This window comes from Collinsella sp. AF19-1LB (assembly GCF_003459655.1).
Taxonomy (GTDB): Bacteria; Actinomycetota; Coriobacteriia; order Coriobacteriales; family Coriobacteriaceae; genus Collinsella.
Map to the genome: position 1 here is coordinate 12,020 of NZ_QRWO01000020.1, position 14,329 is coordinate 26,348.

General features: G+C 58.4%; 13 protein-coding genes. 2 read left to right on the top strand and 11 right to left on the bottom strand.

The genetic code is table 11. The features are described from left to right. Window positions 1–123: 123 nt before the first annotated feature. Window positions 124–1,155: a glycosyltransferase family 2 protein gene (locus DWX39_RS07045; protein ID WP_117759012.1), complete on the bottom strand. Its 1,032-nt coding sequence runs from the start codon at window positions 1,153–1,155 to the stop codon at window positions 124–126. After that, window positions 1,148–2,350 (bottom strand): UDP-galactopyranose mutase, encoded by a 1,203-nt coding sequence (gene glf / locus DWX39_RS07050; protein ID WP_117759014.1) that lies wholly within the window; start codon window positions 2,348–2,350, stop codon window positions 1,148–1,150. Before glf ends, DWX39_RS07045 begins: the two co-directional genes overlap by 8 nt. 232 nt (window positions 2,351–2,582) lie before the next feature. Between glf and pta the strand changes: the two genes are divergently transcribed. Then, on the top strand, window positions 2,583–3,563 hold the full coding sequence (pta, locus tag DWX39_RS07055; RefSeq protein ID WP_089573084.1) for a phosphate acetyltransferase: 981 nt from the start codon (window positions 2,583–2,585) through the stop codon (window positions 3,561–3,563). Between the two features lie 347 nt (window positions 3,564–3,910). Here the strand turns inward: pta and DWX39_RS07060 are convergent, their stop codons facing one another. The 9 genes from DWX39_RS07060 to rnd form a co-directional block, all read right to left on the bottom strand. Continuing rightward, window positions 3,911–5,089, bottom strand: a complete 1,179-nt coding sequence (locus tag DWX39_RS07060) for an acetate/propionate family kinase (RefSeq protein WP_117759016.1) — start codon at window positions 5,087–5,089, stop codon at window positions 3,911–3,913. Between the two features lie 164 nt (window positions 5,090–5,253). Next, the gene (locus DWX39_RS07065; RefSeq protein WP_006234305.1) at window positions 5,254–6,432 is read right to left on the bottom strand and encodes an acetate/propionate family kinase; all 1,179 of its coding nucleotides are present in this window, start codon (window positions 6,430–6,432) and stop codon (window positions 5,254–5,256) included. Between the two features lie 120 nt (window positions 6,433–6,552). Continuing rightward, on the bottom strand, window positions 6,553–7,713 hold the full coding sequence (locus DWX39_RS07070) for an MFS transporter (RefSeq protein ID WP_117759018.1): 1,161 nt from the start codon (window positions 7,711–7,713) through the stop codon (window positions 6,553–6,555). A gap of 119 nt (window positions 7,714–7,832) precedes the next feature. Beyond that, complete coding sequence (locus DWX39_RS07075; protein ID WP_117759020.1) at window positions 7,833–8,723, bottom strand: LysR family transcriptional regulator; 891 nt, start codon at window positions 8,721–8,723, stop codon at window positions 7,833–7,835. A gap of 41 nt (window positions 8,724–8,764) precedes the next feature. After that, on the bottom strand, window positions 8,765–9,100 hold the full coding sequence (locus tag DWX39_RS07080) for a histidine triad nucleotide-binding protein (protein ID WP_035137921.1): 336 nt from the start codon (window positions 9,098–9,100) through the stop codon (window positions 8,765–8,767). 49 nt (window positions 9,101–9,149) lie between these two features. Further along, a complete protein-coding gene (gene xseB / locus DWX39_RS07085; protein WP_006234311.1) occupies window positions 9,150–9,416 on the bottom strand; it encodes an exodeoxyribonuclease VII small subunit in 267 nt (88 codons plus the stop codon). 42 nt (window positions 9,417–9,458) lie between these two features. Beyond that, a complete protein-coding gene (gene xseA / locus DWX39_RS07090) occupies window positions 9,459–10,910 on the bottom strand; it encodes an exodeoxyribonuclease VII large subunit (protein WP_369832168.1) in 1,452 nt (483 codons plus the stop codon). A gap of 115 nt (window positions 10,911–11,025) precedes the next feature. After that, window positions 11,026–11,730 (bottom strand): zinc metallopeptidase, encoded by a 705-nt coding sequence (locus DWX39_RS07095; RefSeq protein WP_117759022.1) that lies wholly within the window; start codon window positions 11,728–11,730, stop codon window positions 11,026–11,028. 124 nt (window positions 11,731–11,854) lie between these two features. Beyond that, window positions 11,855–12,988 (bottom strand): ribonuclease D, encoded by a 1,134-nt coding sequence (gene rnd, locus DWX39_RS07100; protein WP_006234315.1) that lies wholly within the window; start codon window positions 12,986–12,988, stop codon window positions 11,855–11,857. Between the two features lie 98 nt (window positions 12,989–13,086). Here rnd and DWX39_RS07105 point away from each other — a divergent pair, with 98 nt between their 5' ends. Next, window positions 13,087–14,004 (top strand): diacylglycerol kinase family protein, encoded by a 918-nt coding sequence (locus DWX39_RS07105; RefSeq protein WP_117759024.1) that lies wholly within the window; start codon window positions 13,087–13,089, stop codon window positions 14,002–14,004. Window positions 14,005–14,329 lie beyond the last annotated feature (325 nt).

Here is a 14,329-nt window from a genome sequence, read left to right on the forward strand (position 1 = left end):
GGTCCTTAACTTGATACGAGTTCCGCACGCAAAGGAGGCGCCAGTGGCGCCTCCGTCTTGCGCAGGACTGTCCGAAGTAGCAAGTTAAGGACCAGGGGTCCCCGTTACCCGTGCGTTTCTGTGCTAGTTGAATTTGAAGATCTTTGAGGCAAGACGGTATAGGCCGAGTGTGGTTTTGTCTCCGGCCCGTCCGCGCAGGTTGGTGAAGAAGCCGACCACGCCGTAGCGGGCACGACGATACATGCGCTCGTCGTAGGCCTTCAAATCATTCCACAGCGTCTTTAGGCGCTCGTCGGCGCAATCTTCCTCGGAAAGCTTGGTGAGCACCGAGCAGATCGCCATCATCATGGTGAAGTAGCCCATCATGTACGAACGCAGACGCGACGACTCAACATCGCTGTACAGGTGGTACGACTCCATCATGATACGCGTAACACGGAACTGCTGGTCCAGACGCTTGACCATCGTTGCCTCGTTGACGCTCTGACCTTCGCGACCGATAAAGTAGCGGTAGAGGTCGATGTCGGCGTAGTACATGGTCTTGCAACGCGGCAGCGGCACGTAGGCGTAGATGTTGTCCACATAGAACGTGTGCGGCGGCATGGGAAGGTTGGACTCGCGCAGCACATCCGTGCGATAGCACAGGCTGTGCATGAGTAGGTTCTGGTCCAGGCGGAAATGACCGATCTGATCCCAGGAAAAGATCTTTTTGCGCGGCAGGGCAAATTTGTAACCGATAGCGGTATGCGTGCCCTCGTAAACCTTCTCGTACACGTAGTTCGAGATAAACAGGTCAACGCGCTGGTCGCGCTCCTCAAAGCCACGCAGAATCGACAGCATGGTCGAAAGGGCAGCGCCGTCAAGCCAGTCGTCCGAGTCGACAACCTTGTAGTAGGTGCCCTGCGCCTCGCGCAGACCCGAAAGGACGGCAATACCGTGACCGCCATTCTCCTGGTGCACCGCGCGGATGATTCCAGGATAACGGGCCTCCCACTCGTCGGCCTTGGCGGCCGTCTCGTCCTTGGAGCCGTCGTCCACCACGATAATCTCGATATCGGTGGCGCAATTGCTCCCCTCCAAGATGGAGGTGATGCAATGGTCCATGTCCTTGGCGGCGTTATACGAGGGAATACCGAATGTTATGACTTTATGCATGGCAGGCGATAATCTCATCCGAAAGATCGAGGGCAGAATTGGTCACGGCGTCCATATCGTAGTAACGATACTCGGCCAGACGACCCACCGGGTGGAAGTTCGTCAGGTTCTGGACGCGCTCAAGATAGCGCTCATAGAGCTCACGGTTCTCGGGCTCAAGAATGGCGTAGTACGGCGTCTCGCCCGAGCCGGGCGTATAGGCCTTGGAGTACTCCTTCATGATGGTGGTCTTGCCGGGCAGGACCTGACCGGTCATGTTCTTGAACTCGGTGATACGCGTGTAGTCCTCGCTCGTGGTGTAGTTGACGGTGCCCACGGGCTGGAACTGGTCCATATCGAGCGTCTCGAACTTCATATCGAGCGTGCGGTACGGCAACGCACCCAAGTCGAGGCTGAACAGCTCATCGAGAGGACCGGTATAGACAATCTCGCCGCCGTAGACCTTGCCATCGATCTTGACGGTGGTCTCGTCGATTTCAAAGAGATCGCGGGCGTCCACGTCGCAGAACACGTCGATCAGATCGTGATCGAGCATATGCTCGAACAGCGCGGTATAGCCGTCCTGCGGCATGCCCTGGAAAGGAGCCTGCGGGAAGTAGCGATCGTCATCGCCCACAAAGACGGGAACGCGGCCGGTGATCGAGGGGTCGATCTGGTCGGGCGTCTGGCCCCACTGCTTCATGGTGTAATGCAAAAAGACGTTCTCATAGACATAATCGGCGACCTCGGCAAGATCCGGGTCGTTCTTCTTGCGCAGCTCCATAATGGGCACCTTGACGTCCTTGCCAAAGGTCTCCACGAGCTTTTGGTACAGCTCCTCGCCGCGCTCATCGCCAAAGGCGAGCTTGAGGCTCGCATGGTTAAAGGGTACGGGCATGAGGGTGCCGTTGATGTTGGCGAGCACCTTGTGCTGGTAGTCCGTCCACTTGGTAAAGCGCGACAGGAAGCTATGGACGCGCTCATTAAAAGTGTGATAGATGTGCGGACCGTACTCGTGGACCAGGATTCCGGCCTCGTCAGTGCAGTCGTAGGCATTACCCGCGATGTGGCCGCGACGCTCCAAAACGGCAACACGATAGCCGATAGTTTCGGCAAGACGGCGGGCGCAAACGGCACCGGCATAACCGGCGCCGACAACGATCATGTCGTACGCACCGGCATTAAAGCCTTCAGGCAGGCCTGAGGTAATCTGCATCGATACTCCTTGTCAAAAGCCACACGCTTTTTAACTGGGCTTTTTCTCGAACATACGTCGAGACATATTTATCAGTGCGATTATAGCGCTAATGCGTCCTATAATGAGCTTGCCACACAAGGAAAGCTCAAGCACCGCGGCGTACATTATTGAAAGGTAAACCCGCTAGCAGCGGGTTTATTCGTGTACAGCCGAGGGCCTGGAGCTTAGCGAAACGCTTGTAAGGAGTATCATGAGCGATTTCCTGAACCGTATGAAGTCTGCCGCCAAGGCCGACCTTAAGACGATCGTCCTGCCCGAGGGCGAGGATCCGCGCACCATCGTCGCGGCCAACAAGATCATCGAGGAAGGCCTGGCCAACATCGTCATCCTGGGCGATCCCAACGAGATCAACGTTCCCGGCGCCACCGTCATCGACCCGCGCAATGCCGAGAAGCACGAGGAGTACGCACAGAAGTTTGCCGAGCTCCGCGCCAAGAAGGGCGTTACCATCGAGCAGGCTCGCGCCCAGGTGATGGACGCCACCTACTTTGGCACCATGATGGTCAAGATGGGCGACGCCGACGGCCTGGTCTCCGGCGCCTGCCACTCCACCGCCGACACCCTGCGCCCCGCGCTTCAGATCCTCAAGACCGCCCCGGGCACCAAGCTGGTCTCGGCCTTCTTCGTGATGTGCACCGACACCCCGCAGTTCGGCACCGACGGCACGCTGATCTTCGCCGACTGCGGCCTCAACATCAACCCGTCCTCCGACGAGCTCTCCGAGATCGCCATCGCCTCCGCTCACTCCTGGTCCACCTTCATGGGCAACGTTGAGCCGCACGTGGCCATGCTCTCCTACTCCACCATGGGCTCCGCCGGCGGCGAGGTCGCCAAGAAGGTCCAGGAGGCCGTGAAGTTCTGCAAGGAGAAGGCTCCCGAGCTCGCCATCGATGGCGACCTGCAGCTCGACGCCGCTATCGTCCCCACCGTCGCCCAGCTCAAGGCTCCCGGCTCCTCTGTCGCCGGCAAGGCCAACGTGCTCGTGTTCCCCGACCTCGAGGCCGGCAACATCGGCTACAAGCTGGTCCAGCGCTTCGCTGGCGCCGACGCTTACGGCCCCATCCTGCAGGGCATCGCCAAGCCGGTCAATGACCTTTCGCGCGGCTGCTCTGCCGACGACATCGTGGGTGTCGTAGCCATCACCGCCGTCCAGGCTCAGATGGCTGAATAGATTACATATCCCCTCGGGACCCTGCAGGGCAAAGCTCTGAAAACGTCCTCGGACATGCAAAGAGGCTCCGCTGCGCGCTTCGCGCGGCGGAGCCTCTTTGCGTCCTGCGGAATGTTTTCAGAGCTTTGCCCTGCAGGGTCCCTGCCGTCACGCAGCAGTCAGGGAATCTGGAGTGGGCGGCGGCTTGGCTACGAGCTGGGGCTTAGGATCTGAACGAATGGATGCCGTTGCTGAAAGCGCAGGCGTTGCCGGCGATGGTCACTTTGGGACTGGAATTACCGCCTGCTAGTAAAAAGGCCTCCGGAGCTGTTGCTCTGGAGGCCTTTTTTCAATTACAGACGAATGCGTTAGTTGTTCTTGGTCAGGCGTTCGACGTCGTGGGCGATCATGTATTCCTCGTCGGTGGGGATGACCATGACCGTGACGGCGGAACCGGCGGCGCTGATGACCTGCGGGCCGTTACCCACGGCCTCGCGGTTCTTGTTGTTGTCGATGCGCACGCCCAGCCACTCGAAGCAGTCGCAGAAAGCCTTGCGGATCGACCAGTCGTTCTCGCCAATGCCGGCGGTAAAGGTAATGGTGTCCACGCCCGCCATGGAGGCAATCATGGAGCCGGCCTGCTGCATGGCCTTGTAGGCGAACATATCGAAGGCGAGCAGGCAGCGCTCGTCGCCCTCGGAGGCGCGCGTGCGGATGTCACGGGCGTCGTTGGAGATGCCCGAGATGGCAAGCAGACCAGACTGCTTGTTCATCATGTCATCGACTTCCTGGTAGCTGTAGCCGCCCTCGCGCTGCAGGTAGCACACGGTAGCCGGGTCAATGGAACCACAACGGGTGCCCATCATCAGGCCGTCGAGCGGCGTGAGGCCCATCGTGGTATCGCGGCATACACCGTCCTCAATGGCGGCGAGTGAAGCGCCGTTGCCCAGATGACACGAAAGCAGACGGTGGCAGCGCGAACCCAGGATCTCCTTGGCCATCATCCACTCGTAGCGGTGGCTCGTACCGTGGGCGCCGTACTTGCGCACGTGGTACTTGTTACACACGTCCTTGGGCAGGGCGTAGGTGTAGGCGACCTCGGGCATAGTCATGTGGAACGAGGTGTCGAAGACGGCCACGTTGGGCAGCTCCGGATACTTCTCGCGACAATACTCGATTGCCGCTGCCTCGCCGTAGTTGTGCAGCGGGGCAAGCGGTGCCACCTCGAGAATCTTAGCCATGACCTCATCGTCGACGACCGCGGAATCGTCAAAGTACCAGCCACCCTGAACAATACGATGCCCAATGCCATCGATCGTAAAGTCGGTCTTCTCGAGCTCCTCGAGCACACGTGCGATAGCCGAACGGTGGTCCGGGAAGGGGACCTCCTCGGTTTGCTTGGCGCCACCGTTCTCGGAGTGGCCAAAGATGCCCATGTCCGAACCGATACGTTCGCAGTTGCCCTTGGCGAAAACCTCGCGGGTATCGGTATCCAAAAGCTGATATTTAAGGCTTGAGCTACCGGCGTTGACAACAAGTACGTTCATGAGACTCCTTTGCAGTGCGATACGGTCGGCGCAGACCCCTTAAGGCGGCCGCATGTTAATAAGAAGTTATCACAACTTAATAAATAACTATCAGGCATATCGCCCAACGAGCACAAAAGAGGGGCCGAACGGCGCTCGGTCGTCCAGCCCCTCCCCTTTTGCAATTACTTGCCGTTGACGATGCGCTCGACGTCGGAAGCGATCATGAACTCCTCGTCCGTGGGGATAACGAAAATCTTAACCTTGGAATCCTTGGCAGACAGGCACCATGCGCCGTCACCACGCAGGGCGTTGCGGGCATGATCCATCTTGACGCCCATAAAGGCCAGGCGGTCGGCCACGCCGGCGCGGACGGCAGGAGCGTGCTCACCGATGCCGGCAGTGAAGACCAGGGTGTCCATACCGCACATGGAGGTGGCCATCTCGGCAGCCTTGGCAGCAATCTTGTAGACGAACATATCGAAGGCAAGCTGGGCCTCGGGGTCACCGGCAGCGGCGAGCTCCTCGACGTTGCGGCAGTCGTTGGTCTTGCCGCCGGTCACAGCCAAAAGGCCGGACTTCTTGTTCATCATCTCGTCGACCTCGTCGAAGGTGTAGCCGCCCTCGCGCTGCAGGTAGCACACGGTAGCCGGGTCGATGGAGCCGCAGCGGGTGCCCATCATAACGCCGTCGAGCGGCGTCAAGCCCATGGTGGTGTCCATGCACTTGCCGTCCTCGATGGCGCACAGGGAAGCGCCGGAGCCGATATGGCACACGACGACCTTGCGGGCCTCGCCGTTGGTCATCTCGGCGACCTTCTTGGAGATGTAGCGGTAGCTGGTGCCGTGGGCGCCGTACTTACGGATGTGCAGCTTGTCGCAGACGTCCTTGGGCAGGGCGTAAGTCTTGGCGACCTCGGGCATGTTGAAGTGGAAAGCGGTGTCGTAAACCGTGACGTTGGGCAGGTCGGGATACTGCTCCAGGCAGTACTCGATAACGTTGGCCTCGGGGTTGTTGTGCAGCGGGGCGAGCGGAGCGACCTCGCGGATCTTGGCGAGGACATCCTCGTCGACGAGGGAGGAATCGCCAAAGTACCAACCGCCCTGAACGATACGGTGGCCGATACCCTCAATCTTGACGCCGTTGGCCTCGAGGTCCTTCAGGACAACCTCGATGGCGACCTTGTGGTCGGGGAACTCGATGTTCTCGGTCACCTTCTTGGAGCCGTTGGCAGCATGGGTGAAAGTGCCGCCGGTAAAGCAGACGCGCTCGCAGGAGCCCTTTGCGGACACCTTATGGGACTTGGTATCGATGACCTGATACTTAAGGGTCGAAGATCCTGCGTTGACGACCAGAACGTTCATGTGTCTCCCTACTAACAGGCGGTGTGGCGCCGCCAGGTTACATACGCTTCAATAATAAACCCAAACGCCCTCGCGCTCGGGTTTATTGCGTTGATATATAAGTTATCGGTGCCTAAATACTCATGTCCTCTGGCTTGTAAGACGAAATAACGCGGGGATATACACAAGGGAAGAAATCCCGAGCGCGACAAGCAATATGACTCGAATGCCCGCGATGCCGCTCAACGCAGCGTTGAACAGATAGAAAAGGATGGCACCCACCGCCACCATCTGGCTTTGAACCGAAATCAGTGAACAGCGCATCGAAGGATCGGCTGCTTTTTGAAAAATTGAGTATTTAATTGGAGCAAATAACGAGTACGCGACCGTCTGCAGCACATAGAACACGGGCAGCAAATAAACCGGAGTTAAGGGAATCAAAAACAGAGCTGTCAGGAAAAGACGCACGATGCCGCAAATACGCGCAAAGCGGCCCTTGTCGACATGAGCAATCGCACAGGGCACAATAAGTCCCATGGAGGCCGAGGCAAGGAGCTGAACCGCAATGGTCACACCCGAAGCGACGGCATTCATTCCGCGACCCGCAAGCAGCAGTGAGAAAAAGTCTTCCAGGGCGACAAAAGCAAATGCCTGAGAACAGTCCATGATGAACGCTGAACGAAGAATGCCATTACACGCAATAGCGGCACCGATCATCTTCGGGCTAATTCCACGCTCAGGTGCCCCCGCAGTGCCCCCTCTTCGCATCTCAGGAATGCAGACAACGACAACCAACGTCAACACCATTGCGATGATATCTGCCGAAAGACCAATGAGATATGCACCGACAGACGAAATGAAACCGCCCACGCAAGCGGAGATGGCATAAGAGGCATAGAAAACAAATCGCTCAACGACATTAAGTCTTACGAGCTGGTCCTGAGAGACGCTGTCAATGTAAATCGCTTCTATGGATCCGCTCAGACATGCAACGGCAAAACCTTTGAGAGCGAACGCACCGATTAAAAGCAGAGGGGAACGGACGAGAAGCAGGGCGGCGTAGTATCCAAGCATCCCCACGACGCCAACGAGACCGCTTGCCTTTCGTCCAAACCTATCAGCAATATAGCCAGTGGGAACTTCGAGGATGAACTTGCTCACTTGATATGCAATCATCATGCTAGAAATCGCCACTATCGAGAATCCGACGAATTCAAGGTAAACCGTCAGAAAATACAAAATAGTGCTGAAGTTCGACAGAAAAACGAACGTCATATAAAGCAAAACCGTACGGTTTTTCATGCTCCGCCCTCCAAGAGTCAGCAATCTAAATCGAAATCTTGGAAAAGCATGAGGGCAAAGCTGTCAGCTATGTGTTGCAGGGCGTCAACATTCACTTGACGACACGAGGCCAAATGGCCTCACGAAGCGAGATGACGCAATAGGTGAAGAAATACCGTCTGGTGTCGATCGGTCCAGGCATTTTGTCGATAGCAAAAGTAGATGGGCAAGGCTACGTCATGTGAGGCTTCAATGGAGCACTCGCTCACTTCCGATCCATCCGATGCGAGAGAAGAGCCAGAAAAACTCAATATCAATCCCCCGGCTTGAAGAAACTCAGCCTGCGCCCTGTTTCCGTATTCGACATCGCGAAAGCGGAAATTAACCAGCTGAGCTTCGGGACATTGATTGATTGCATTGAGACAGGGTGACAAATTAATGGGAACAGCGAGCCTGCCGCCCAGTAACTCACGAACGGTCATAGCACCCACAGATTGATGACCAGCTGGGCATGAAAGAACCCTGAGCTCCTTTTCACCCATATATTTTGAAGAAAGGACGCTGTCCCGTGGTTCCTCAAACGAGATAGCCGCGTCCGAAATGCCAAGTATAAGTGATTCAAAGCATGTAGCCGTTGGCTGATGCCACACATCGAGGTGAATCTGAGGGTGCGAGCTTTCAAACGAGTCATACCAGTTTTCGGCAAAAAGGCGCCCCCGCCCATGAAGGCAGGGGGCGTAAAGACGAAAGTGGCCGTCGGGCGAGACGCCGTCGTCCCTCGATTGAGCGTACTTTTTGAGATCGTCGACTTGTGCCAGGATCACGCGTGCACGACGCGCAAATTCTCTGCCCGCCGGAGACAAAACAGCCTCCCCCGCCGATCGGTTGAGCAAAACGATCTGATACTCAGATTCCAACTTTTTGATTGCCGACGAAACGGCCTGCGGACTCACATGAACGGCGCGAGCTGCTTTGCGCACGCCGCCATAGTTCGCTACCGCTTGAAGGTATTCGAGTTGAGAAAGCTGCATAGATTACTCCAAAGGCAGCCAAGTCGACGGCCTACGCGCCCTCAGATGAGGTTCTCACCCAAGTTCTTGCCGCCGAGGACGTGCATATGGAAATGCATGACGGTCTGACCGGCGTTGACGCCCTTGTTGGAGATGACGCGGAAACCGTCCTCCAAGCCCTTGGCCTTAGCGACCTCCTGGATGGCGTGAGCCATGGCGCCCATGGTCTCGGCAGGCACATTATCGGCGATATCGCTGTAGTGCTTCTTGGGAATCACGAGAGTGTGGACCGGCGCCTGGGGGTTGAGGTCGTCGAAGGCGATGACTTGATCGTCCTCGTAAACGACGGTCGAGGGGATCTCGTGGTTGGCAATTTTGCAGAAGATGCAATCACACATGGTTGGTTCCTTTCTCGCAGACCAAGGTAATTATATTTGGTCGGGGTGGTTAGAACGAGAGGTTGTCGTCCGTGTTGGCGGCCTCGCCGTCGGCGAGCACGTCGTTGCCGTCGACGTCCTTAAGGAGCACCGAGACCTTCTGCTCGGCATCGGACAAGCGAGTACGCAGGCTCTTGAGGAGCTCTACGCCGCGGGTATAGCTCTCGAGCGACTCCTCGAGCTCCATATCGCCCGACTCCAGGCTGCGGATGATGAGCTCCAACTCCTGCGAAGCCTGCTTGTACGTAAGCTGCTCGACCGGGGTTTTCTCTGCCATATCTGCTTCCTTTCCTAAAGGTTTATCGCTATGAAACGCAGCCTACTCGACCGTATCGACCGTTGCTGCCACGTTGCCGTCTGCCATGCGTACGCGAATGGCGTCGCCCGGCTTAAAGGTCTTGGCGCTCATAGCCACGCCGTCAACGCTGTACGCGATGGAATAGCCGCGGGCAAGCACCTTGAGCGGCGACAGGGCATCGAGCGAGGCTGCCGTACGGCCCAGGTCGGACGCTGGCTTGTTGAGCATCGTGCGCCCCTGATGCTCCAGGCGAGAGCTCGCGAGCGTGAGCGCATGGCGCTTGCCATCGAGCCCCGAGGTGCTTGCAACCAGACGCTCGGGCAAGCGCTCAAAGTTGGAGCGAAATGTCCCGACCGAGCGTACTATGGCGCCCGACAGGCGATCGGCGGTCAGCGCAAGCTCCGATTCGCGACGCTCGACCATAAATGTGGGGTCGTTGAGGCACGGGCGGCACGCAGCCGCATCGAGCGCATCGCCCAGGCGAGCCGTATAGGTATCCCAGGCACGGCGACCGCGCTGATCGAGCATCTCCAGGTCGACCTGGGCCGACCCAATCATCGATGCCATCGCGGCACCCAGACGCTGATGGCGCGCCTCGAGCACATCGGCCAACTCCGTCATAGCCGGCGCCACCGATTCTGCCGCCGCCGTGGGCGTGGAGGCGCGGCGGTCGCTCACCATGTCGCAAATCGAGGTATCGGGCTCATGGCCGATACCGGTCACCACGGGCACGGGACAGGCAGCCACTGCACGGGCAAGCTCCTCGTCGTTGAAGGTCATGAGGTCCTCGAAGGAGCCGCCGCCGCGCACCAGCAAGATGCAGTCGGGCGCCGGCGTGATGGCGGCGGCACGGCGCAGGCCCTCGATAAGCTCGGCCGGCGCACCCTCGCCTTGAACCTTGGCGCCCACGCAGACAAGCTCGACGAGCGGATTGCGCCGACGCAATGTACGCTTGACGTCGTCGATTACCGCACCGGAAAGCGAGGTGACGACCGCCACGCGGGAGCAGAACACCGGGATGCGGCGCTTGCGCGCTTCGTCCATCAGGCCCTCGCGGCGTAGCTTTTCGGCCAGTTGCGCCACTTGCTGACGCAGCAGACCCTCCCCCGCCAGCGAAAACGAGCGAGCGACAAAGCTCATGCGGCCTGTGGCCTTATAGAGGTTGAAGCTGCCCTTAAAGCTCACCTGCATGCCGTCACGCAGATCGAAGGTACGCTTGAGATAGGCGCCCTTCCAGATGATGCAGTCGACGGCGGTCGAGTCGTCTTTAATCTGGAAGTAGCAGTGGCCGCTTCGGGCATTGGGACCACGAAAACCCGTGACCTCACCCAAAACGCTCAGCTGCGGAATGGCGTCGAGCGCGCCGGCGGCGATCTCCACCGCTTGGCTCACGCTGAGCTCCTTGCGCTCCTGATCGTCCGAACCGTCGAACTCGGCGGAAACGGTATTGCCGGTCAGATTCCAGCCTGCCACGCAGCCTCCTTTCGTCATCGTGCACAAGGGCTTCGGCCCTGCGCAAATTCAAGTCCAACACATAGTACAGCGCCGCGGGGACACGAATCCCCGCGGCGCCCAGCGACCCAATTTGTTATCGGTTGGAGTTTCTGTTGTAGCGAGCCATAAGATAGAGCAGCTGAATAATCGAGGTGAGCGCCGCAGCCACATAGGTAAGCGCGGCGGCCGTCAGCACCTTCTTGGCACCGTTGACCTGCTTGGAGCTCATACCCGACTGCTCAATATACGCCACGGCGCGCCGACTAGCATCAATCTCGACCGGCAGCGTAACCAGTTGGAACAGCACGCTAAACGAGAAGAAGATCAGCGCGAGGGCCGTGAGCCCGGCAATGTTCATAAATAGGCCCAAGAGCAACACGATGGTCCAGGTGTTCTGGGTAAAGTTGACGACCGGCACGAGGGCGGTGCGAACCTTCATCATGGCATAACCGCTTTGACGCTGGGCGGCATGGCCCGCCTCGTGGCAGGCAACGGCAACGCTTGCGACCGACCCGCCCGAACGGTTGGCATCCGAGAGATACAGGTTGTTGTCCTGCGGGTTGTAATGATCGGTGAGCTCACCAGCGACGCCCTTGATACCCACGGCGTTGCAGCCGTTGGCGTCGAGCATGCGGCGAGCGACCGTGGCGCCCGTGTCGCCGTCCGAGCGAACCTTGGACCAGGTTTTGTACGTCGAGTTGATATAGTTCTGTGCGGCAAGACCGATCACCGTGCAGACAAGAACAACCAGCAGGTACAGCGGGTCGATGCCAAAGCCGTATCCATAGTAATAAGGCATGCGAATTCCTCCGAATCGAGTTACACGTTGGAGGCATTTTACCCACTCGCCCAGCCAACGAGACACCATCGATGTTTTGGCATTGCAGCTCTAAAACGTTTGCAGCGCTTGGCAAACCGCGTAACTACAAAAGCTCGATTTTGCCGTCCTTCACAGTGAGTCCCATGTTGCCCGAGAGCAGATCGTCCAGGCGCGAGCCCACAAGCTCAAAGCGCCAGCCTTCGCGCAAGGGGCTCTGCTCGGGATGCTCAATATAGTCGGCCAGGTCATCGCGCGAGGCAATGACCGAGGTCGCCACTCCCGAGCGTTCGGCAACCAGGCGGATAAGCGCGTACATGAGATCCGTCACGCTCTCCAGCTCCGGAGAGATCTGGCGATGCCCGCGCACCATGAGCGGCAGGCGATCGTGCGGGCAGCTTGCGCCGCGCTTGATGGCCATGAGCGCACCGTCCACGTCGCGCTCCCCCAACTGATCGGTACCGCGAATGCTACGGAACTCCTCAACGCGCACGGGATTGCGCTTGACGAGCGCAAGCAGCGTGTCGTCGGACATGACCCACTTGCGCGGGATGTTACGGCGCTCGGCGCGGTCCTCGCGCCAGGCGGCGAGCTCGCGCGCGATGCCCAGCTGGTGGCGGCTGCACGAGTTGATGCGCTTGACCTTGCGGAATGCCTCGTGACGGTCGGCGCGATAGTGCGACTCGTCAGCCAGCGGGCGTAGCTCGTCGAGCACCCAGTCCACACGGCCCAGCTCGCGCAGGCGACTCATCATCTCGGTATAGGCGACGATCAGGTACTTGACGTCATCAATCGCGTACTCAATCTGCTTATCGGTCAGCGGGCGACGCGACCAGTCGGTCAGCGACTCGGTCTTGGGCAGCGAGACGCCGCAAAACGTCTGAACAAGCGCGCCATACGAAATCTGCTGGCGCTCGCCCAAAAAGGCAGCGGCGACCTGCGTATCGAAAATCGGTCGTGGCAGCACGCCCACGGTATGGAGCATAACCTCCATATCCTGCGAGCAGGCGTGGAAGACCTTAGTCACGCTCTCGTCTGCCATAAGCTCGGCCAGCGGCGATAGGTCGTCGATCACCAGGGGATCGACCGCGACGCTCTCGGCAGGGGTGGCAATCTGAACCAAGCACAGGCGCGGATGGAACGTGCGCTCGCGCAAAAACTCGGTATCGACGGCAATCGCGTCGAACTCACGGGCGCGCTGGCAAAAGTCGAGTAGAGCCTGATGTGTGGAAATGTACATATCAACCCATCGAATAAGGTTAGGCCCGAAAAACACGGGTAGGATATCGGCATTGCCTTACAACTATACTCGGTTAGTCACAGAACGGGAACGTAAGTATGCGCTGCCTTATCATCCACAACCCGGCATCGGGCCCCAGCTCAGATGAAATCTTCGCATTCACGCACGCCCTTGCACAGGGCGGCGACGAGGTCGTGATGCGCTTTATCGGCGATGGCATGGAACCCGAGGACGCCGTGGCAGACGTGCGCGAGTTTGATCGCGTGGTCGTTTCGGGCGGTGATGGCACTGTCTCCAACGTGCTCGACCAGATGCGCGGATGCGGTGTCCCCACGCTCGTCTTCCCCTCCGGTACGGCCTGCCTGTTCTTCAACAACATCGGCAATGCCCCCGAGGCGGCGGCGCTTGCCAAGGCTTGCCGCGCCGGTCGCACGGTCAAAGTAGACATGGGCGAGCTCTTTTGGCTCGACGAAGACGGCAACGAGAAGCGCCACGGCTTTATCATCATCGCCGGCTCGGGCTTCGACGCCGAGATCATGATGAAGGCCGCCCCCACCAAAAACGACATCGGCGAGATCGCCTACTTCCTCTCTGCGCTCGCCACGCCCAACCCTACGGTAGCGCACTTTACGATTGAGCATGACGGCATTGTCGAGGAGCTCGATGGCATCTGCTGCATGGCCGGCAACACCTCGGTCATTCAAAACGACATCAACCTGTTCCCCGATTGCCGCATGAACGACGGCATGGTCGACATCGCGGTCATCGAGCCCGTAAAAACCGTCCAGCTGCTCCCGACCGTGATCACCGCCGCGCTCGACCCCGCCGGCAAGTTGCTCGGCCGTCCGCAGTTCAAGATCATCCAGACCAAGGAAGCCAAGATCACCTGCACGCCGTCGCTGGGCATGCAGTTCGATGGCGAGATCATCTCCAGCAACTCGGGCGTCTTTGGTGCCCGCGCGCTTCCGCAATGCCTCGACCTCATCGTCGACGAATTCTCACCGCTCGGAAAATAGGAGGACCCCATGAACGACAATCCCCTGATCGGCTTTATTGTCATCGTCTTGGCCATGCTCGTCGGTTACGCCATCAACGTGATTCACCGCCGAAAGAAGTAAATCTACATTGGTATGATATTCATCCAATTATCGTCTCCCCTGCCGTTTATGCATTTGCCAAACAGCAGGGGATTTTCATTTCGGGCATTCCCAGCTACTTTATTCGACTACAGTAATTACAGGGCGTCTTTATTAAAGTAAAGCTATAAACTGAGTACAATTAACCGCTCATCGCATATTTCATTACGCTTATCGAGTAAGTTTCTTTCATAGATGAATATTG